The organism is Bradyrhizobium sp. PSBB068 (assembly GCA_016839165.1).
Lineage (GTDB): Bacteria > Pseudomonadota > Alphaproteobacteria > Rhizobiales > Xanthobacteraceae > Bradyrhizobium.
Map to the genome: position 1 here is coordinate 210,253 of CP069300.1, position 20,477 is coordinate 230,729.

19 protein-coding genes and 1 tRNA gene are annotated in these 20,477 nt (G+C 65.1%); 9 read left to right on the forward strand and 11 right to left on the reverse strand.

The features are described from left to right. Window positions 1-70 precede the first annotated feature (70 nt). From JQ507_00945 to JQ507_00955, 3 genes are all read right to left on the reverse strand, one after another. A complete protein-coding gene (locus JQ507_00945; GenBank protein ID QRI70143.1) occupies window positions 71-871 on the reverse strand; it encodes an enoyl-CoA hydratase/isomerase family protein in 801 nt (266 codons plus the stop codon). A 204-nt stretch (window positions 872-1,075) separates the two neighbouring features. Beyond that, a complete protein-coding gene (locus tag JQ507_00950; protein QRI70144.1) occupies window positions 1,076-2,236 on the reverse strand; it encodes an acyl-CoA dehydrogenase family protein in 1,161 nt (386 codons plus the stop codon). 30 nt (window positions 2,237-2,266) lie between these two features. Further along, entirely contained in the window at window positions 2,267-3,334 is a 1,068-nt protein-coding gene (locus JQ507_00955) for an acyl-CoA/acyl-ACP dehydrogenase (protein ID QRI70145.1), read from the reverse strand. A 374-nt stretch (window positions 3,335-3,708) separates the two neighbouring features. Here JQ507_00955 and JQ507_00960 point away from each other — a divergent pair, with 374 nt between their 5' ends. After that, on the forward strand, window positions 3,709-4,470 hold the full coding sequence (locus JQ507_00960) for an N-acyl homoserine lactonase family protein (GenBank protein ID QRI70146.1): 762 nt from the start codon (window positions 3,709-3,711) through the stop codon (window positions 4,468-4,470). 90 nt (window positions 4,471-4,560) lie between these two features. After that, the gene (locus tag JQ507_00965; protein QRI70147.1) at window positions 4,561-5,343 is read left to right on the forward strand and encodes an SDR family oxidoreductase; all 783 of its coding nucleotides are present in this window, start codon (window positions 4,561-4,563) and stop codon (window positions 5,341-5,343) included. Window positions 5,344-5,419: 76 nt separating this feature from the next. Here JQ507_00965 and JQ507_00970 read toward each other — a convergent pair whose 3' ends face one another. Together JQ507_00970 and JQ507_00975 are read right to left on the reverse strand one after the other, a co-directional pair. Then, entirely contained in the window at window positions 5,420-5,698 is a 279-nt protein-coding gene (locus JQ507_00970; GenBank protein QRI70148.1) for a GlsB/YeaQ/YmgE family stress response membrane protein, read from the reverse strand. A gap of 36 nt (window positions 5,699-5,734) precedes the next feature. Then, the gene (locus JQ507_00975) at window positions 5,735-6,337 is read right to left on the reverse strand and encodes a DUF937 domain-containing protein (protein ID QRI70149.1); all 603 of its coding nucleotides are present in this window, start codon (window positions 6,335-6,337) and stop codon (window positions 5,735-5,737) included. A gap of 150 nt (window positions 6,338-6,487) precedes the next feature. Between JQ507_00975 and JQ507_00980 the strand changes: the two genes are divergently transcribed. Then, the gene (locus JQ507_00980; protein ID QRI70150.1) at window positions 6,488-7,492 is read left to right on the forward strand and encodes a 2-dehydropantoate 2-reductase; all 1,005 of its coding nucleotides are present in this window, start codon (window positions 6,488-6,490) and stop codon (window positions 7,490-7,492) included. Between the two features lie 236 nt (window positions 7,493-7,728). Continuing rightward, entirely contained in the window at window positions 7,729-8,151 is a 423-nt protein-coding gene (locus tag JQ507_00985; GenBank protein ID QRI70151.1) for a CAP domain-containing protein, read from the forward strand. Here JQ507_00985 and JQ507_00990 read toward each other — a convergent pair. The 3 genes from JQ507_00990 to JQ507_01000 all read right to left on the reverse strand — a co-directional run bounded on the left by JQ507_00990 (window position 8,148) and on the right by JQ507_01000 (window position 10,947). Further along, window positions 8,148-8,789 (reverse strand): hypothetical protein, encoded by a 642-nt coding sequence (locus tag JQ507_00990; protein ID QRI70152.1) that lies wholly within the window; start codon window positions 8,787-8,789, stop codon window positions 8,148-8,150. The two genes, JQ507_00985 and JQ507_00990, sit on opposite strands and share 4 nt — an antisense overlap. Before the next feature lie 216 nt (window positions 8,790-9,005). Continuing rightward, window positions 9,006-10,076 (reverse strand): hypothetical protein, encoded by a 1,071-nt coding sequence (locus JQ507_00995; protein QRI70153.1) that lies wholly within the window; start codon window positions 10,074-10,076, stop codon window positions 9,006-9,008. Between the two features lie 220 nt (window positions 10,077-10,296). Next, a complete protein-coding gene (locus JQ507_01000) occupies window positions 10,297-10,947 on the reverse strand; it encodes a TetR/AcrR family transcriptional regulator (GenBank protein ID QRI70154.1) in 651 nt (216 codons plus the stop codon). A gap of 83 nt (window positions 10,948-11,030) precedes the next feature. Between JQ507_01000 and JQ507_01005 the strand changes: the two genes are divergently transcribed. From JQ507_01005 to JQ507_01015, 3 genes are all read left to right on the forward strand, one after another. Further along, window positions 11,031-12,536, forward strand: a complete 1,506-nt coding sequence (locus tag JQ507_01005) for an NAD(P)/FAD-dependent oxidoreductase (GenBank protein ID QRI70155.1) — start codon at window positions 11,031-11,033, stop codon at window positions 12,534-12,536. Between the two features lie 116 nt (window positions 12,537-12,652). Further along, window positions 12,653-12,729 (forward strand) — tRNA-Arg (locus tag JQ507_01010). A gap of 271 nt (window positions 12,730-13,000) precedes the next feature. After that, window positions 13,001-13,840 (forward strand): tetratricopeptide repeat protein, encoded by an 840-nt coding sequence (locus tag JQ507_01015; GenBank protein ID QRI70156.1) that lies wholly within the window; start codon window positions 13,001-13,003, stop codon window positions 13,838-13,840. A gap of 239 nt (window positions 13,841-14,079) precedes the next feature. On the opposite strand, the gene JQ507_01020 is transcribed toward JQ507_01015, so the two are convergent. Then, window positions 14,080-14,793, reverse strand: coding sequence for a hypothetical protein (locus tag JQ507_01020; protein ID QRI70157.1), 714 nt, complete (start codon window positions 14,791-14,793; stop codon window positions 14,080-14,082). A gap of 323 nt (window positions 14,794-15,116) precedes the next feature. Here JQ507_01020 and JQ507_01025 point away from each other — a divergent pair, with 323 nt between their 5' ends. Further along, window positions 15,117-16,661 (forward strand): aspartate ammonia-lyase, encoded by a 1,545-nt coding sequence (locus JQ507_01025; protein QRI70158.1) that lies wholly within the window; start codon window positions 15,117-15,119, stop codon window positions 16,659-16,661. Between the two features lie 154 nt (window positions 16,662-16,815). Here the strand turns inward: JQ507_01025 and JQ507_01030 are convergent, their stop codons facing one another. Further along, window positions 16,816-18,651, reverse strand: a complete 1,836-nt coding sequence (locus tag JQ507_01030; protein ID QRI70159.1) for a hypothetical protein — start codon at window positions 18,649-18,651, stop codon at window positions 16,816-16,818. A gap of 273 nt (window positions 18,652-18,924) precedes the next feature. Here JQ507_01030 and JQ507_01035 point away from each other — a divergent pair, with 273 nt between their 5' ends. Beyond that, complete coding sequence (locus tag JQ507_01035) at window positions 18,925-19,605, forward strand: dienelactone hydrolase family protein (GenBank protein ID QRI70160.1); 681 nt, start codon at window positions 18,925-18,927, stop codon at window positions 19,603-19,605. Window positions 19,606-19,692: 87 nt separating this feature from the next. Here JQ507_01035 and JQ507_01040 read toward each other — a convergent pair whose 3' ends face one another. After that, on the reverse strand, window positions 19,693-20,475 hold the full coding sequence (locus JQ507_01040) for an SDR family oxidoreductase (protein ID QRI70161.1): 783 nt from the start codon (window positions 20,473-20,475) through the stop codon (window positions 19,693-19,695). Window positions 20,476-20,477 lie beyond the last annotated feature (2 nt).

The following is a 20,477-nucleotide window of genomic DNA, read 5'->3' on the forward strand; positions in this document are numbered from 1 at the left end:
TTCCTATGGGCCGCGGCGTATGGGTCCCGGCTTTCGCCGGGACGACCCGTGGAGAGAGCGGCGTTCGCGGTTACCGCCCCTTGAAGTTCGCGACGCGGCGTTCGGCGGTGGCCTTGACGCCTTCCTTGAAGTCCTCGGTCGCGCGCAGCTTGGTCTGCTCCTCCAACTCGTGGTTGGTCGCGGCGAGCACGCGGTCGGCGAGGCCGGCGCGCATGGTGGCGCGGGTCGAGACCAGGCCGAGCGGCGAGCATTCGGCGATCTCCTGCGCGAGCTTCATTGCTTCCGCACGCACCTGGTCCTGCGGCACCAGCACATTGGCGAGGCCCCAGCGATAGGCCTCTTCGCCGGTGACGCGGCGGCTGGTGTAGAACATCAGCTCGGCATTGTTCTTGCCGATCAGCTCCGGCAGCGTCGTGGTGAGGCCGAAGCCCGGATGGAAGCCGAGCTTGGTGAAGTTCGCGGCGAAGCGCGCTTCCGGGCAGGCGACGCGGAAGTCGGCCGACACCGCAAGTCCGAGGCCGCCGCCGATCGCGGCGCCATGGATCGCGGCGACGATCGGCTTCTTGTTGCGGAAGATGCGCACCGCCTGAACGTAGAGATGATTGATCGGCAGGTTCGAGGCCGGATCGCTCTTGGCGCGCTCCTCCTGCTCCTGGCGGGCCGGGTCGCCGAAATTGGCGCCAGCGCAGAACGCCTTGCCCTGGGCTGCCAGCACCGAGGCGCGGATCTCGATATTGTTGTCGAATTCCTCCAGCGCGTCGGCGATCTGGTTGATCAGCGCGACGTCGAAGAAGTTCAGCGGCGGCTTGCGGATTTCGATCAGGCCGACATGGCCGTGGATCTCGACGCCGATATCAGTGTATTTGGTCATGTGTCTTATCTCCGGTAAGGCTGCAATCTCTCGGCGCAAAAGGTGTCACCTCTCCCAAGGGGAGAGGTCGATTTGCGCCAGCAAATCGGGTGAGGGGTTGAGCTCTCTCGAGGGACCGTGATCCCTCACCCGGCGCTGCACGCCGACCTCTCCCGGAGGGAGAGGTGCAAGAGCTTGCGGTGAGATCATCGGTCCCATTGGTCGTCAGCGCAAGCCGAGCCCGCGGGCGATGATGCCGCGCAGCACCTCGGTGGTGCCGCCCTGGATCGTCAGCTTGGGTGCGGTCTTGATGGCGAAATCGAGCTGCTTTTCCAGCGTCTCGCGATTGGTCGCGGTCTCCTCGACGAAGGCCGCGAGATCGCGCACCCGATGCGGCAGCTGCTGCTCCCACACCGTGCCGATGTCCTTGACGATGGAAGCCTCCACCACCGGCTCCTTTCCGGCCTGCAGCATGCCCGCGACCGACACCGACATGCGCCGCATGGTGTGCACCTGCGCCACCAGGCGGCCGATGCCTTCGGCGCTGCGGGTATCCGGGTTCTTGCCGACCGCACGCACCAGCTCAGTGAGCACGTAATAGGTCTCGAGGAAGCGCTCGGGGCCGCTCCGCTCATAGGCGAGCTCTGATGTCGCCTGCTTCCAGGCGCCGTCGACCTCGCCCAGCACGTGATCGTCGGGCACGAAGTAATCGGTGAACACGACCTCGTTGAATTCGAACTGGCCGGTGATCTGGCCGATCGGATTCACCTGGATGCCCGGCTGCTTCATCTTGACCAGGAACTGGGTCAGGCCGTGGCGGCGGTTTTCCTTGGTCGGCGGCGAGGTGCGGAAGATCGCGATCATGTAGTCGGCGATATGCGCCGACGAAGTCCAGATCTTGGTGCCGTTGACCAGGTAGCCGCCGTCGGTCTTGGTCGCACGGGTCTTCGCCGCAAACAAATCGGAGCCGGAGTTCGGCTCGCTCATGCCGATCGCGAAGCAGACCTCGCCGCGGCAGATCCGCGGCAGGATGTCCATCTTGATGTGCTCGGGCGCGTATTTCAAAAGCACCGGGCCGCTCTGGCGGTCGGCGACGAAGAAGCGGCGGGTCGGCGCGTTCGCCACCCGCATCTCCTCGGTCACCACGTAGCGCTCGAGGAAAGAGCGCTCCTGGCCGCCATATTTCTTCGGCCAGGTCATGCCGAGCCAGCCCTTGGCGCCGACGCGGCGGGAGAATTCCGGCGCGTCATTGTCCTCGCGGTTCGGCGCGTGGGGATCGAAGGTGCCGGCGGCGATCTCCTCGGCGAGGAAGGCGCGCACTTCCTTGCGGAGTTGCTCGCATTTCTCGGGCAGGCGGATCGGATCGAAACGAAGGGCTGCAGTCATGATGTCCAGTCCTGATTGTTCTGCCTGATCTCAGCGCGAAGCCACCAGCGGCCACAATTCATCGGCGCCACGGTCGGCGACGAGCTTGCCGAGCTCGACCGCCCAGTGGCTCTCCGAGCCGAAATCGTCGCGCCACGCCAGCGCGCGCAGCGAGTAGCGGTGCAGGATGTGCTCGATGGTGAAACCGATCGCGCCGTGCACCTGGTGGGCGATGCCGCTGCCCTTCTCGGCGGCCTCCGAGCAGCGGATCTTCGCCGCCGCGGCTTCGAGGAACACCGCATCGCTATTCAGCGACTTGGTGTTGACGATGGTATCGGCCGCGGAGGTCGCGGCGGCCAGCGCCGCGGCGTTTTCGCCGGCGAGGCGCGCGAGGTTGTGCTGCACGGCCTGGAATTTGGAGATCTTCTTCTCGAAGGCGACGCGCTCGTTGGAATAACGCACCGAGATGTCGAGCATGGCTTCCAGCGCGCCCGCGATCTGCAAGCTGCGCGCGACGCCGCCCATCAGCATCAGCGTGGTCTGGTCAAAGCCATCAGGCGCCGGCTTGGTGGTGACGGGCTGCACCTTGGCGAGCGTGACGGTGTCGTTGGCATCGCCGCCAAGCCCGATGCCCGATTCGATCCGGCACTTCGCGGCATCGACCAGCGCGATCGAGATGCCGCCGTTTCCGCTTGCCAGCACCGCAAAATGCTTAGCGTCCTTTGCGAACGGCACGCCACGGGCGCGGCCGGAGAGCGATCCATCGGCGTTCAGCGTGACGCGATCCTTCGGGCTCGCAGGGACGACCGTCATCTCGCCTTCCGGCGAGGCGATCTTGCCCTGCGTCAGCAGCCAGCCGGCCAGCATTGTTTCGGCCAGCGGAATAGCGATCGCATGCCGTCCGGCGACGTTGAGCACGCTGAATCCCTCGGCGAGGCTGGCGCCGGAACCGCCGAGATCGTCGGGCACCCAGGACAGCGGCAGGCCGGCGTCGGTCAGCGCCTGCCACAGCGGCGCCTTCCATGCGCCCTTCTTGTCATGATTGATGGTCTGGGCATCCGCGAGATCGGCGAAAATCTTTTCCGCGGTCTCGGCGACGATGTTTTCACTCTCCGCCACAGCGTTCCTCGTGTTGATTGGCTTGGGTCCGGCCATCAGGCAGGCCCAGCTTGCGGTGTTGTCTTGCGCTCAATGATGCGGAAAAGCCATAGCCGTGACAAGCGTGGCCCGCAGGGCCACTTGCGCAGATGGCATGAAGCCCGACCAGACGCATGAATTCCGTAGAGTGAACATTCGGGCGCGTCGGTTTGTATGCCACGCGCTGCAGCAGATAGGCGGGCCGGACCGGTTCAGTCCGCCAGATGAAACTGGTCGCCGCGCCCATGAGGCGGCAGGTTCAGACGCGCGGCCATCGGCGAGACCGGTCGGCGCGAGGGGCATATGAGTTTTCGTCGACCCGTGTTTAGCTCGAGACCAAGATCAGAGGTGATGCGATGAAGATGCATATGCTGTCGGGTGGACGGCTGCGGATGTCCAAGCGGACCTATCTGCCGGATGCGGAGCGCGGCGAGATGATCGAGCTTCCGGTGTCCTGCGTGCTGCTCCGGCATACGCAGGGCAACGTGCTGTTCGACACCGGATGCCATCCCGATGTCGCGACCGATCCGGAAGGCCGGCTCGGCACGCTCGCCAGGTTCATGCAGCCGATCACGACGGCGGACGACCATGTGCTGACCAGCCTGAAGGCCGTTGGCCTCGGTCCCGACGATATCGATGTGGTGATCTGCTCCCATCTGCATACTGACCATTGCGGCTGCAACGGCTTCTTCAGGAAGGCGACGGTCTTCGTCCACGCGCTCGAGCTCGAGGCCGCCAATGCGTCCAACGCGCTCGATCGCGGATACATCAAGGCGGATTGGGATCATCCGCTGAAGATGGAGATCTTCGACCGCCAGACGGATGTGTTCGGCGACGGCAGGTTGACGCTGATCCCGTTGCCGGGACATTCGAAGGGAACGACCGGTGCGCTGGTCAAGCTGGACCAGAGCGGCGAATACCTGCTCGCATCCGATTCGCTCAGCGTACGCGCCAATCTCGATCAGCGGGTCTCGCCGCGGAACAGTCTCGATGTCGATCAATTCCTGAAATCGCTCGACGAGATCGCCAGGCTCGAGGCATCAGGTGTCAAGATCATCTGCGGCCATGACGATGCGCAATGGGCCAGCCTGCAGAAGGGCCCGAACGCCTATTTGTGATGGACCGGCGCGGTTTGCAGATGTATTTCCGCGCGATATGGTATGCCACCGCCGGAGTTCATCTGGCTCACGACAACAAGGAAAATGCAGATGTCCAAGGACGGTTTGTGCGCGATCGTGACGGGGTCGGCATCGGGACTCGGCGCCGCCACCGCGCAAATCCTCGCCACGCCGGGCGCGCGCCTCGTCATCAACTATTCCAACAGCAAGGCGGAGGCCGAGGCGACGGCCGAGCTTTGCCGCAAGCAGGGCGCCGAGGTGCTGGTGGTGCAGGGCGACGTCTCGCGCGATGAGGACTGCAAGAAGATTGCGGCCGCGGCACAGGGCTGGGGCCGCGTCGACGTGCTCGTCAACAATGCCGGCACCACCAAGCATGTCCCGCACCATGATCTCGATGGCCTGACCGCGGAAGACTTCCAACGCATCTACGCGGTCAACACCATCGGCCCGTTCCAGATGGTCCGTGCCGCGCGTGCGCTTCTGGAGGCCGGGGCGAAGGCCTCGGGCCGTCCGTCGGCGGTGGTGAACGTCTCCTCGGTCGCCGGCATTTCCGGCGGTGGCTCGTCGGTTGCCTATGCCGCGAGCAAGGGCGCGCTCAACACCATGACGCAGTCGCTGGCGCGCGCGCTGGCGCCGCTGATCCGCGTCAACACGGTGTGTCCGGGTTATATCGATACGCCGTGGTTCACCAAGGGCCGCGGCGAGGAGGGCGCCAAGCAGGTGCGTGATGCGGTGGTCGCGCGGGTGCCGCTGAAGGTCGCGTCAACCGCCGAAGATATCGCCAATCTGGTCTGCTTCCTGGCGAGCCCGGCGTCCAGCAACATGACTGGCGAATTCGTCCGCATGGATGCCGGCATGCATCTCATTCAGTGACGCGGTGCCGCTGCAGAAATGAAAATGCCCGGGGCAGCCCGGGCATTTTTACTTTGAACCAGTGTTCGGCTTGCCGTCACTTGTTTCCGATGTCCGGGATCACGCGCGCCGCGACCAGCCGGTTCCAGATGAACAGCACCACCAGCGCGCCGATCGTGGCGGTGATGAAGCCCGCGCCCTGTTCGGGACCATAGTGGCCGATCGCCTGGCCGATGAAGGTCGCAAGAAACGCGCCGGCGATGCCGAGCACGGTGGTGAGAATGAAGCCGCTTGGATTGTTCGGTCCTGGCGACAGGAACCGTGCGATGATCCCCGCGACAAAACCGACGATGATGACCCAGATGATGCCGCCCATGACTGTCGTCCTCCTCAGATGGAATCAACGCTGCCGCTAGAGCCGGCCGCGCAGCTCGTCGCCGCTCGGCAGCCGTCCGTCCGGCGTCAGATGGTTGATCGCGTCGGGCAGGTACTGGCTCAAGCCCTGCAGCAATTGGTCGCGCGACATGCCGCTCTGCGACGCCAGCGAGTCGATCTGGTCGGCGCCAAGCGCGTTGGCGAGGTCGCCGGGCGAGATCTGCTTGTTGGGGCCGTTGCTGACCCAGGAATTCGCCGCGTCGCCATGGCCCTTCTGCTGCAACTGGTTGAGCAGATCGCCGAGGCCGCCGCTGAGCACGGTGCCGGCGGCGCCGCCGGCGAGAAGGCCGCCAAGGCCGCCCTTGAGCAGGTCACCGAGTCCGCCACCAGCGGCGCCGCCGGGCAGGCCAGCGGTGACATTGCCGGGGAGTTGCGGCGCCTGCGCGGGGGTCGGCTGAGGGGCAGTCGCGCCCGGCTGGCCGCCGGTGAAATGCTTGACCGCCTTCCAGGCGAGCAGTGCCAGGATGGCCATGGTCATCGGCGACATTCCGCCGCTGCTCGAACTGTCGGATGGTGTGCTTGGCGCGCTCGGACCGCGGGGGCCGTTCTGCATGCCGTTGAGTACGTCGAGTAAACCCATGATCGTCTCCTGCCGCAACCGTGCCCCGTGCGGGAAACATAGCTGCGGCCCATGACGGTTACAAGGCGGGCCACCCGGCGGCGGCGCGCCGAAAATAGGCAGGCGGCCCGAGGTCTGCTATCGAGCCTTGATGAACGGATGTTTAGCCGGATGAACGAGGATCGGCCGATCGGAATTGCGGGCGCCGGCAGCATCGGTTGCTTCGTCGGCGGCATGCTGGCTGCGTCCGGCTACCGCGTCGCATTGTTGGCGCGCCCGCGGCTGATCCAGGAGATTGCGGGCAACGGCTTGCGGGTCAGCAGTTTCGACGGCTCGGAGCGGAGGGTAGCCGCCGATCGGCTCATTCTGTCCGACGATCCATCGATCCTGCGCGACGCCCGGACGGTGCTGGTGACGGTGAAGAGCGCCGATACCGGCGAGATCGCCGAATTGATCGCGCGTCACGCATCCACCGATGCCGCGGTGGTCAGCCTGCAGAATGGCGTCGGCAATCTGTCGCTGCTGCGCGATCGCTTGGCGGGCCGCAAGGTGCTCGGCGGCATGGTGCCGTTCAACGTGGTCGCGCTCGGCGACGGCCGCTTCCATCGCTCGACCTCGGGCGACATCGTGATCGCGCAGGATGATGCCGGCACCGCGGCACGGCTTTCGGTGCCGAGCCTCGCGATCAAGGCCTCCGCCAATATCGATGGCGTGCAGTGGGGCAAGCTGATCGTCAATCTCAACAACGCGCTCAATGCGTTGTCCAACATCCCATTGCGGCAGCAGCTCGCGCAGCGCGGCTGGCGGCAATTGTTCGCCGACCAGATGGTGGAGGGCCTGGCCGCGGTGCGCGCCGAAGGCATCGTGCCGGTGTCGCCGACGCCGCTGCCGTCGGGCTGGATGCCGCATCTGCTGCGGCTGCCTGATGCGCTGTTCGGCATGCTGCTCGGCCGCACCATGAAGATCGATCCCGAAGCGCGCTCCTCGATGTGGGAGGACCTGCAGCGCGGCCGTCGCACCGAGATCGATTATCTGCAGGGCGTGATCACCGAGATCGCGGATCGCCGCGGCCTCCAGGCTCCGCTGTCGCGCCGCATCACCGCGCTGATCCGGAAAGCGGAGGCCGACGGCAAGGGCGCGCCCGGGCTGACGGCTGAGCAGATTCGCGTTGGGTAACCGAGGAGGTGACATCGTGAAACGATCTTGCATCATGTTGCTCGCGCTCGTTGCGCTCGCCACCAGCCCACTGCGTGCTGCGCCACCGACCGTGGTTCCCTCGCCAGGCTATGATGCGCGTCTGCAGGAGCAGCGCGCGGCAGCGAGTCAATCGGCCGCAACGGCGCGCAAACCGGTCACGCGCCGGCATCACAAGCGCGGTCGCGCGCATTGATTCATTGCATGGAAGGCCTCGGATGAAGCTGCTGTTGCTCGCACTCACCTTCGTACTCGGCATCGCTACCGCCACTGACGCCGCCGACTATGCCGGTTCGATCAGTGCCTACCGGCGCGCCAACCGGATGCCCGCGGTGACGCTCGACGCCAGGCTGAATGCGATGGCGCTGAAGCAGGCGCAGGCGATGTCGGCGACCGGATCGGTCAGCCATTCCGCGGGCGGCAGCTTCTTCACGCGCATTGCACCGCTCAAGAAGCAGCGCGCCGCGGAAAATATCGGCGCCGGCTTCATCGCCTTCGCCGAGATGCTGAAGCAGTGGGAGGATTCGCCGGGCCATCGCGAGAACCTGCTGATGCCGGGCGCCAAGCGCGTCGGCGTCGCCTATGTCGACAATCCGAAGTCGCCGTACCGCAGGTTTTGGGCGATGGTGATCACCGACTAGTTGCGCTTCGCGAGCTTGGTCGGCGGCGGCGATGCCGGCGTGAACAGCTTCTTCAAATCGTTCAGCCCGTCGGACAGCCGCGGCCAATCGCAGGAGAACGTGCCCTTCACGCAGCTGCGTGTCCGCGGTCGCGGCTCGGGAATCGGCACGGCTGCGATCCGCGGCTTGACCGGCTTTGCGGCGGGGACGGGGACCTTCGCCGGCTCGCTGTGCAGCGACGCCTGCTGGATCTGCGGCGGCCGCTCCTGCTGCTTCTCCTGCCGCTCGAGCTGCTTGGCATTGAACGCCGCGACGATGCTGGAGCGGCGCTCTTTCTCGAGATAGCCGGTATATTCCTGGTCGATCTTCTTCTGCTCGTCCGGCGTCGGATTGGGACCGGCGATGTCGAAGCTGCGGTCCTGCATGAAGTCGTAATAGGTGTAGCCGCCGCCAGGCTTGCGGCGCCCGGCAAACTTGGCGTTGCAGTCGGCGAGTTGCGCAGTCTTGTCCTGCTTGGTCTTCGCCCTCTCGGCGAGGTCGGCGCAATCCTCAAAATCCTTCGGGGCGCTGCGCCACCATTGCGCGTGCGCGCGCATCGGCGCCAGCGCAACCGCGGCGACGAAAACGGCGACAGCCAACGTCGATGATCGTGACGGCATCACGGACATTGCAAGCAAACCCGAACGACACAGAGTGACCGGATTGTCGCCATTTTAGTGACGCTTGTCACCCTGGAACCGAACGATTTCCCTGACCAATTAAGTCGCAGACCAGCCGTGGGGCCTGATCAAATAATCGCGGCATGCAATTGTAATATCTCAAGAATTCTTACCGTAACGGCGCGTCGGAAGTTGCAACAATTCGTCTCGAATCGTTCACTTGACCCGATGCAGCAACGCCACGAGTTCCGCCTGCCGATGCGTGCCGGTCTTCTGGAAGATCGTCTTGAGCTGATTGCGCGCGGTGGCAAGGGCAACGCCGGCTTCCTGTGCGGCGGTTTCGACGGAATCGCCGCGCGCAAGCCGCGCGGCGAGGCGCGCCTGCGCCGGGGTCAGCTCGAACGTCGCCGCCAGCAGCGCCTGATCGAAGGCGGCGTTGCCTTCGAGATCGCGGATCAACAGGATCGCGCGCGCGCCCAGGAACGGTGACCGCGCGGCAGGAGGCACCGGCTGCATCTGGATCACGATCGGCCGTTTGTCGATCCTGCGCACCACGATCGGCGATGACGGCAAGGGCTGCAGATCCGAGCTGCGGGCTAGCTGATCGATCAGCCTGGTCAGATCGGCATTGGCCTGCCGGTCGAGCAAAGTGAGCCGGTTGTTGCGGATCGTAAGGTCGTGGCCGAGGCAGCTCTCCGCCTGGCCGTTCATGCCGATGACGGCGCCGAAGCGGCCGACGGCAATCGCCGCGATCTGGATCAGGTCGAGCGCACTGGTGATGCCCGAGATCGCGGAGCGGCCGACGACGGCGGAGAGCGTCGCGGCTTCGGTGAGCCGCGCCGACACCCGCGAGAGCGCCTTGACCTCGTCGGCGTCGAACATGCCCTCCTTCGGCGAGCGCTGAATGGTCAATCCCCACAATGCCGGACCCGAGCGGAAGCCGATGGCGGCAAACCATTTCAATCCGAACTCGCCGAGCGAAGCGTAGAGCGGATCGCGCAACATGTCGGCTTCGGACTCGAACAGATCGGCGTCGGTGATGACGTTGGTGCCGGCGAGGATCAGCGGCACGCCGCGTGCCGCACGGATGTCCGAGAGGTGAAGGTTGTTGGGGAAGTAGCTCTTGGAGAAATACTCGGTGATCGAGTCGGTGCGGGGAATGTCTTCGGTGCGGATGTCGCTCTGAAGCATCGCAGCCCCGGTCGCGCCGACGGCAGCGCAGACCCCCTCCATGAAGGACGGCCAGGTCGCGGGATCGAGAACCACGTCGCCAAGGCGCGCGGTCACGTCGTCCAGCCTGTGCACGTCGACCAAAGGCTTAAGCTCCGCCTGCTGCAGACTTTCATTGTTTCGCAGGCGAAACAGGAAAAGCCTGGTTGCGCCCGGTACCGTGCATAAAACAACCCGCACCGCCCGTCGTGCAAGTTAAATCAGCGCCACGGTCGAGGCCGGGCACGAAAACCCCAGCGAAACATCATCGAAAATCGGCGAGCGGACGGTCCCGCCGCTACGGCAAACGTTGATCCCAGCGGTGACCGGCCTCGGTCAGTGCCACGCGGCAGAAGCCGGCGGCGATCGCGACGACGTCCTCGACGGCTTGCGGATATTGCCTCGAGACCCAGCGCAGCGCGATCGAGATGACCGCGCCGACCATGCCGACCGAGAGCAGCGCCGCTGCCGCGCTTCCGTCGCCGTGTTTCGGATCGCGCATCGGCGGCACCAGGATGTCGCTGAAGACGCGCCCGGCGTCGAGCTTGACGGCATCGACCGCCGGGCTGATGCCGGAGATTTCCAGCAGGAAGACCCGCGCGGGCTTCGGATGCTGCTTCAGCCGGGTAAAATACAGCGTCAGCGCGGCGCGCAGCCTCGCTTCCGCATCGTCGCCGGCAGCCGCTGCGGCAGCCGCCATCTCCTCGTGCAGATGGCCGACGACATGGTTATAGGCGGCGATCAGCAGGGCTTCGCTGTTGGCGAAGGACTCATAGAAATAGCGCTCGGTGAGCTCGGCGGCCTCACAGATCGCCTTCACCGTCGCGACGCGATAGCCGACCTCGCCATAGACCTCGATTGCCGCGTCGATCAGCTTGAGCCGCCGCTCGCTGCGGCGTTCGTCGGCGTCCATGCCGCCATAGAGGCGGGCTTTCCCGCTGCTTGCCATGAAGCCTATTGACATGAGCCATTGTCAGATGTCAAGTTATCTGACAACAGGCATTGTCAATTCTACCGCGGGAGGGTCGAAGCATGTCCGCTCATTTCGACGTGTTGATCGTTGGTGCCGGACTGTCGGGCATCGGCGCCGGCTATCATCTGCAGACCAACTGTCCCGACCGCAGCTACGCCATTCTCGAAGGTCGCGATTGCATTGGCGGCACCTGGGACCTGTTCCGCTATCCTGGCATCCGCTCCGACTCCGACATGTACACGCTCGGCTATTCGTTCCGGCCGTGGACCGAGCCGAAGGCGATCGCCGACGGCCCGTCGATCCTGAACTATGTGCGCGAGACCGCGCGCGTCTACGGCATCGACAAGAACATCCGCTTCAACCACCGCGTCGTGCGCGCCGACTGGTCGTCGGCCGACTCGCAATGGACGGTGGAGGTCGAACGCGGGCCGGAGAAGGCGATCGAGCATCTCACCTGCAACTTCCTGTTCATGTGCAGCGGCTACTACAAATACGAGCACGGCTACACGCCTGACTTCCCCGGCATCGCCGATTTCGCCGGCCGCGTCGTCCATCCGCAGCAATGGACCGACGACATCGACTATGCCGGCAAGAAGGTGGTGGTGATCGGCAGCGGCGCGACCGCGGTGACGCTGGTGCCGGAAATGGCCAAGACCGCCGCCCATGTCACGATGCTCCAGCGGTCGCCGACCTATGTCGTGGCGCGGCCCGATGAGGACAAGGTCGCCAACTGGTTGCGGGCGCGGCTGTCCGCAAAACTCGCCTACGGCCTCACGCGCTGGAAGAATGTGCTGTTCGGGATGTATTTCTACCGGCTCTGCAAGCGCGATCCGGAGCGCGTGAAGAAGCTGATCCTCGGCGGCGTGCGCCACGCGCTCGGTCCCGATTACGACGTCGCGACGCATTTCACACCGCGCTACAATCCGTGGGACCAGCGGCTCTGCCTGGTGCCGAACGGCGATCTCTTTCAATCCTTGCGCAACGGCGGATCATCCGTCGTCACCGACCAGATCGAAACCTTCACGCGTGGGGGCATCAAGCTCAAGAGCGGCGAGGTGCTCGACGCCGATGTCGTGGTGACCGCGACGGGCCTCGATCTGCAGGTGCTCGGCGGGCTCGAGATCAAGGTCGACGGCACCCCGGTCGATCTGTCGAAGACCATGAACTACAAGGGGCTGATGTATTCCGGCTTGCCGAACCTCGCCGCCGCGTTCGGCTACACCAACGCGTCCTGGACGCTGAAATGCGACCTGACCTGCGAATATGTCTGCCGCATGCTCAATCACATGAAGGCGCACGGCTATGCGCAGGTGACGCCGCGGCGGAACGACCCTGATGTGACCGAGCTGCCCTGGGTGGATTTCTCCTCGGGCTATATCCAGCGCGCCGCGGCCAGGTTCCCCAAGCAGGGCTCGCGCCGGCCGTGGCGGTTGTACCAGAACTATGCGCTCGATATCATGACGCTGCGGTTCGGATCGCTGAAGGATGAGGCGATCGAGTTTCTGCCGGCGCGCCGGGCCGGCGCCACGGATGCTGCCGCGAACCCGGCGCGGCAAGTGGCGTAAGGCACAACGCGGCGAACCAGGCACAACTTCGCGCGCCCGTTGGGGCGCGGGCTGGCGATCATTCGGCACCTCTGCTATGGGAGGGCTGCGCCTGCATGCTTCGCTGCGGGCGGTGCGGTCCCGTAGCTCAGCCGGATAGAGCGACGGTTTCCTAAACCGTAGGTCGGAAGTTCGAGTCTTCCCGGGATCGCCATTTTCCGCCTGCCTGTGTTCAATGCACGCCCCAGGTTGTCGCGCCTTAAGCTGGGCCTTGGTGGGGGCGCGACCGGCGGAGTTGCAAGCGACGGAGCGCAGCACTGGACTGTCGCAGCGTGTGCCGCGATGTCGCGCGCAGTTCCTGAACGGTGGTAACATTGGACGGCACGCTGATGTGTGCGAGTATTCCCGGTCCCGGTGCGACTTTCGCTGGACGCTCCGTTGGCAGCAGTGATAACGGCTGAGAAAGCCATCTCACGACGGATCGCATGCCGAAACCTCCGCCCCCTCCCGCCAATCGCGGGCCCAATCCGTCCCCGGCGCTGCAACGCGCTGTGGCCGCATTGCAGATGGGACAGATCGTCGAAGCCGAGCGGCTGGCGGCAGAGGTCTTGAAGGCAAACCGGAACGATGTCGGCGCGGCCTCGATCCTGGCGCGGGCGCTGATGATGCAGAACCGCAACGAGGAGGCGATCGCGCCGCTCGAGCGCGCGACCCGCCGCGTCGAGGATGCGGGCCTCGAGACCCTGCTCGGCGCGGCGCTCGGCGGCGCCGGTCGCCGCAACGAGGCGATCGATGTGCTGCGGCGAACCACCGCGCGGCGGCCACCATACCTGCCCGCATTTCAGGCGCTGGCCGGGCAATTGCACGCGGACGGCCGTATCGACGAGGCGGTTGCCGTCATTGAGAGCGCAATTGCGCTCGCACCAGGGAGCCTCGAGTTTCAGCTCCTGCTCGCGCAGCTCCTGCCCCAGCGCAATGAGCGCGGCCGTGCGCGCCAGATTCTGGAGAAGCTGCGCGCTGCGGCGCCGGGACATCCCGATGTTCTGGGCGCACTCGCGCGCGTGCTGCTGCTCGATGGCGAATACGCGGCCGCGGCGGATCTCTACCGCCAGGTGCTGGCGCAGCGCCCCGACGATCCCCTGACGCGTACCAGCTTCTCCGCCACTCTTCTCGAAATGGGCGACCGTGCTGCCGGCGAAGCCAATCTGCGTCTGGCGTTGCGCGGCCGGCCGCAAATGATCGGCCGCACGACGGCCGCGCTGGTCATGTCATCGCATGGCCGCTTCTTCTTCCGTCGCAGCGCGTTTGCGGAATTCTTGAGTTAGGCGATCCAGGCTGGATTTGCCGGCCGCGCCACAAACTCGCCGTCGTCCCGGCGGAGGCCGGGACCCATGACCACCGATGCTGCTTGTTGCGCGATGTTGGAACGACGAGTCCCATCAATCATATCTGCTGCGGCGTATGGGTCCCGGCTTTCGCCGGGACGACGCGCGGAGAGGGTCTCGCCCACTCCGTACCCGTCATCGCCCGCGTGCGATCCGCAACGCAATCTCGTGCGTCCAGTCTACGATCGAAACTGGCGGCGATAGAGCCCGGGCTCGCGGGCCATCTTGTTGGACAGTTCCTGCGCGCGCGCTGTTTCATCGGGCGTCATCGCCGCGGTCTGCGCGACCCAGTTTTCACGCTTCACCGGGAAGCATTGCGCAACCGGCGTGCCCCTGGGCAGTACGCCGTTGAAATTGGTATCGTGCCAGTGTGCCGGGAAATGAACCCAGCTGTCGTGGAACAGATCGCAATCGACCATGCCGGTCAGCGTGGTGAACGGCAGGTCGAACCGGTTGACCGGATGTGTGAAGAACAGCGAGTAGCCCGCCGGCGCCTCGATGGTCCACAGATTGACGAACTTGATGAGAAGGCGGTCCGGCGTGAACAGCGGCGAGCCGACCACCTGGCTTTCGTCGTGGAATCCGATCGGCGAGCGCGGGAATTCGAGCGCCCCGCCGGCGGGAAGGTCGTTGTCCCAGGTCATTGCGCCATTCTCGACCTTCAGATCGCAGACCAGCGGCAACAGGAAACCTGACGTCATCGCATCGACGAATGGCGGGCAGCGCTTGACGGTATCCTCTTCGCGATTGCTCATCGCATTGAAGGCCTGCGTCGGCATCGCCTTGAGCCACCCGGGAAGACCCAATGATGCAGGCACCGGTGGCGGAATCTTGCCCTCGAGCTCCGCCGGGCAGCGGAATTTGATGGTTATCGCTTCGTTGTTATTGGACACGGTTCTGGTCCTTGGTTCGTTCGATATCGGCAGCGCCAATGCGCCAGTCGGTGCTGATCTAGCACGCGATGACGGGGCGGAGAAAGCAATCGCGCCTGTCGCCCGGCGAGCTCCGGCATGGAGCCATAAGTTGTTGTTATCGTGACGGATAAGGCTAGTCCTCGATTCCCGGTGCGGCGCGCATGTCGATGCCGCTTTTCCGCGACGTTCCGTTCGCCAATATGCAAGACTTTGCCGATAGGCATTGGCTTTCGATGTCTGTCGGGCGCATCATGGCTGGTGTCGCTGACGCCAGGATTTGCAGCAGGTAACCGGAGGGACCAATGGCCGAATCGAAGGTTGAGACCGCCAACACTGCAGGCGCCGCGCCACCCTCCGGCGACGGCGGCGGCGTGAGCGAACTTGCGATCGCAACCGTCCGCACCGTGCCGATCGAGCAGGCGCAGTCCCGCACCGAGCACGATCTGCTCGGCGAGGACGATGTGCCGGCCAATGCGCTGTGGGGTATCCACACCAAGCGCGCGGTGATGAACTTTCCGATCACCGGCGTGCCGGTCGGCCATTTTCCGGAGTTCGTCCGCGCGCTGGCGCTGGTGAAGCAGGCCGCCGCCCGCGCCAACAAGCGCCTCGGTTATCTCGCGGCCGAAAAGGCCGATGCCATCGACAAGGCCTGCACCAAGGTCGCGACCGACAAGGTCTACGCCGAGTCTTTTGTCGTCGACGCGATCCAGGGCGGAGCCGGCACCTCGACCAACATGAACGCCAACGAGGTGATCGCCAACGTCGCGCTCAAGCTGATGGGCAAGAAGCCCGGCGATTATCACACGCTGCACCCGAACGACGACGTCAACATGGCGCAGTCGACCAACGATGCCTATCCGACTGCGCTGCGGCTTGCGGTGATCTTCGCCACCCAGCCGCTGGTGCGCGCGCTGGACGATCTCGCCTATTCCTTCAAGGGCAAGGCGGTGGAATTCGCCGACGTCCTCAAGATGGGCCGCACCCAGCTTCAGGATGCGGTGCCGATGACGCTCGGTCAGGAGTTCGACGCCTTCCACGCCACGGTGAAGGAGGACGTCGCACGGCTGAACGAGATCTCCAGCCTGTTCCGCGAGGTCAATCTCGGTGCCACCGCGATCGGTACCGGTATCAATGCCGATCCGCGCTATGCGGCGCTTGCGGTCGAGGAGCTGTCGCGGTTGTCGGGCCAGCCGATGGTGCTGGCCTCGAACCTGATCGAGGCGACCTCGGACCTCGGCGCCTTCGTGCTGTTCTCCGGCGTGCTGAAGCGCGTCGCGGTCAAGGTGTCGAAGATCTGCAACGACCTGCGCCTGCTGTCGTCGGGGCCGCGTACCGGCATCGGCGAGATCCGGCTGCCTGCGGTGCAGGCCGGCTCGTCGATCATGCCCGGCAAGGTCAACCCGGTGATCCCGGAGGTGGTCAACCAGGTCGCCTTCCTCGTCATCGGGCACGATCTCACGGTGACGATGTGTGCCGAGGGCGGCCAGCTCCAGCTCAATGCGTTCGAGCCGACCATCGGCTACTGCGTGCTGAGCTCGCTGCGTATGCTGACGGCGGCGATCGACACCCTGACCAAGCGCTGCGTCGACGGCATCGAGGCCGACCGCGAGCGTTGCCGCAGCCTGGTTCAAGGCTCGATCGGCCTGATCACGGCGCTGGCGCCGGCGCTCGGCTACGAGGCGAGCTCGCGTGTGGCGCGCCGCGCGCTGAAGGAGAACCGCTCGGTCGCCGACATCGTGCTGGAGGAGAAGCTGCTGACCGAGGATCAGCTCAACCAGCTGCTCGAGCTCGAGGCGATGACGCGTCCGGCACGCCGCCAGCCCGTGCCCAAGTTGAAGGATAGTTGAGAGCAGGCGTTACGGAGCGCGAGGCAGGACACAGCATCCGTCGTTCGTCGTGCTCGGGCTTGTCGCGGCGTACCCCTTCAATGCCGCCCGCGCAAGAGACGCGGCTGGCCGGGCCAAGCCCGGTCATGACGGCGGGAGTGTCGAACGGCGACAGCTACAGTGTCTTGATGAACTCGATCAGGGCGCGGCGCTGGTCTTCCTTCAGCCCCGGCCCGATCACGCCGGTGCCCTTCTCGTCGGAGAATTCGTGCCCGGAATTGCTGTTGCCGCGCTTGGCGGTATTGAGCATGAAGCCGTCCTTGATCTTGTCCTTCCAGACATAGCCGAGATCCTTGGGCTCATATTCCCGGCTGCCGAGATAGAAGGTCGGCGGACGCTCCCTCACCGGTGACAGCAGCGCATAGATGGTCGGGACCGACCCGTTGTGCAGATAGGGCGGGGTTGCCCAGATGCCGTTGAGCGGCCGGACCTTGTAGGCGAGCGGCGCCTGGATCTCGTTCGGCCGGTAGCCGTTGATGCGCTTGCGATCCTCGGGCGGGGTCTTGTTCTGGTCGTACCAGTAGTCGACGGTCTTCTCGACGAGTTCGCCGAGCGCCGGCCCGAAGCTGCCGTCCTTGATGTTCAGATTGGCCGGCGTCTCGACGGTGCGGGTCTGCAGGCCTTCGGCCTGCGCGCTGTCGGTGCCGATATGGCTGATCGGAATCATCTCGACGTCGAGCAGCGGTTGACCGGCGTCGTTCTTGATCCAGCGCTTCTTGTCCTTGAACAGCGAAAAGGCCTCGCTCTCGGGCAGCGCCTTGCTGTTGATCGCCGGGCCATGGCAGTCCTGGCAGTGCGTCTTGTAGAGCTCGCCACCCTTCCTCGCGAGATCCATGTTGATCTGCCCCAGGATGTTCTCCGGCCATTTCGGCGATGCCAAGCCGCCAAAGCCCTTATCCTCGCTGGGCGGCTCGCCGGCGATCATCCGTTCCATCTCGTGCAGCGTGTCGATCCGCGCGCTCGATTTGAACAGGCCCTTGGATGCATCGAGCAGATTGAGTTCGGCGCTGACGCCGAGCGCCTCGCCGGCATTGCGCACCATCGGCTGCATGATCGAGCCGTCATACTGCACCCAGCTGAACCATGGCGCATTCCAGATCCGCGGGAAATGCACCGGCGCCGAATGCGAGGCGTAGTTGTTCGGATTGTTCAGGTCGATCGCAAACACCTGGTTGCCGATCCGGTTCAGTGCGTCGAGCCGCGCATAGCCTTCCTCGACGCTGTTGGCGGCGACCTTGCTCTCAAGCGCATTGATCTTGGCATATTGCTGCAGCACGAGATCGAGCTGGCCGCGCAGCGCCATGCGTTCCTCGACGCTGGCCTCCTTGCCGAGGATCTCGTCGGCAAAGCGCGCGAAGCGGCCGGGCCAGAACCTGGTCAGCAGCAGCGAGACGCCGACGCTCTTCTGGAATTCGAACAGATTGGTGTTGGCCGGTCCGCCGTCGATCACAATCTCGGTGCCGCGATAGCTGAGGCTTCCGGTGTGGCAGGCGGAGCAGGTCAGCCCGACGCCGTTCATGTCGGCCTTGCTGTGCGGGTTGCGCCACGGCGCGCCGTTGGCATCCACCATCGGGCCGCTCGGCGCAAACCCGATCGGCAGCGCATCCGGCTTGCCCGGGATCACGGTGTCGGGAATGAAACCGAAGCGGCCGAGATAATCGGTCTCGCTGAGCTTCGGCGCTGCCGTGAACAACGGCCAGAGCGTCGGCTGCTCCAGCGCCATGAACCATTCATTCGGAATGAGGAACGTCCGCGTGCCCTGGTCGGCGTGATAGAACCAGCGCAGCCGCTCGGCGCTGACATTCTGATCCAGCCACACGGTCTTCGCAGGCGGCTGGTAGTCGACGGCCTTGACGCGGAAGCCGCTCGCCACCGTCTCGATATCGTCCTTGAAATAGAGGACGCCGGCGACAATCAGCAGTCCGATGAAAAAGATCGTCTTGCGAGGCATGCCCGTCCCCCAATTCGCGGTATCAGCGCGTCATATTGCTGAGATATTAAAAGTCGCCGAAACAGATTCGCGTTAAACGTGTGTTGCACTGTGCACTATCCTATCGCGGCGCCGCTCGGTCTACCAACGGAAATGTTGCAAGGGAAATGTCGCAAAGGAAATTTTGGTTGGCTGTGAGCCAGTTCACTTGCGGCGTGCTCTCCTCGGCGGCATTTGCGCGCATCGACGGCTGCGGCTAGAAATGCCGGGGCAACAATTCTCCGGGATGGCGTCTTGAACGCGTCTGGCGCACAACCGCTCACGATCACGGTCTCGGACGTCAGTACGGTGTCCGCGCTGCTGCTGCGCCCGGAAGCGGCACGTGCGGCCTATGTGTTCGCCCATGGCGCCGGTGCCGGCATGGCGCACCCGTCGATGGCCGCGCTGGCCGAAGGCCTGGCAGAGCGCGGCATCGCGACGTTGCGTTATCAGTTTCCCTACATGGAGAAGGGCGGCAAGCGGCCCGATCCGCCCGCCGTCGCGCAGGCCACGGTGCGCGCCGCAGTGGCCGAGATGACGCGCCATTGCGGCGAACTGCCGCTGTTCGCCGGCGGCAAGTCGTTTGGCGGCCGGATGACCTCGCAGGCACAGGCCAAGGCGCCGCTCGAAAGCGTACGCGGGCTGGTGTTTCTCGGCTTTCCGCTGCACCCCGCCGGCAAGCCGTCGAGCGAGCGGGCCGCGCACCTCGCCGAGGTCAAGATTCCGATGCTGTTTCTGCAGGGCACGCGCGACGCGCTGGCCGAGCTCGAGCTGCTCGAGCCTGTCGTGAAGGGGTTGGGCAGCCGGGCGAAGCTGCACCTGGCGCAGGAGGCCGACCATTCCTTCCATGTCCTGAAGCGCTCCGGCCGCGATGATCGCGAGGTGATGGCCGAAGTGCTCGATGCGTTCGCAGCGTGGGTGGCGAAGCACTCGTAACGAGGTCGGCGTTCCGCATGTGACACTGTCCCGGATTGCGCTGCGCTCCATCCGGGCTACAGCGTCAACTGCGAGACGCTGCCGCCGTCAGCCTAACGCCGCACCGCCATAGATGCGGTCGCGCAGGCGGCGCATGCCGGACAGCCAGCGCTCGCGATTGGTGGCCTTGCGCTGCATGTATTCCTGCACCTGCGGATGCGAGAGGATCAGGAAGCGCTCTTCCGCCATCGCCTCGATCACCATCCGCGCCACTTCGCCCGGCTGCAGCACGCCGTCGACGCGCGCCGCGCTCGGGCCGGGCGTGGTCATTCCGGTCTGGACCGATTGCGGGCAGAGCACGGAGACGCGGATGCCGCGATCACCATACTGGATCGCCAGATGCTCTGCGAGCGCGACCGCGGCATTCTTGGTCACGCCGTAGGGCATCGAGTTCAGCGACGCCAGGAGCCCCGCGGCGGATGCGGTGTTGAGCAGATAGCCGGAACCGCGTGCCAGCATGCCGGGCACCAGCGCGCGCGCGGCGAAGACGTGGCTCATCACATGCACCCGCCAACTCACATCCCAGTCGGCATCGGATGCGGTTTCCTGTCCCTTGCGCGACAGCCCGGCATTGGAGAAGAACACGTCGACCGGGCCATATTTGTCCTCGGCAGCGGCGATCAGCGCCTTGATGTCTTCCTCGAGCCCGACATCGGCGGTGACGGCGAGCCCGTCGATATCGCCGGCGACGCTGGCGAGCCGGTCGCGCGAGGTCTTGAGATCGGCGACCACGACGCCGCGCGCGCCAGCCTCCGCATAGGCCCGCGCCACTGCCTCGCCGATCCCGCTCGCGCCGCCGGTGACGACACAGACCTTGTCCTTGACGTGCATGG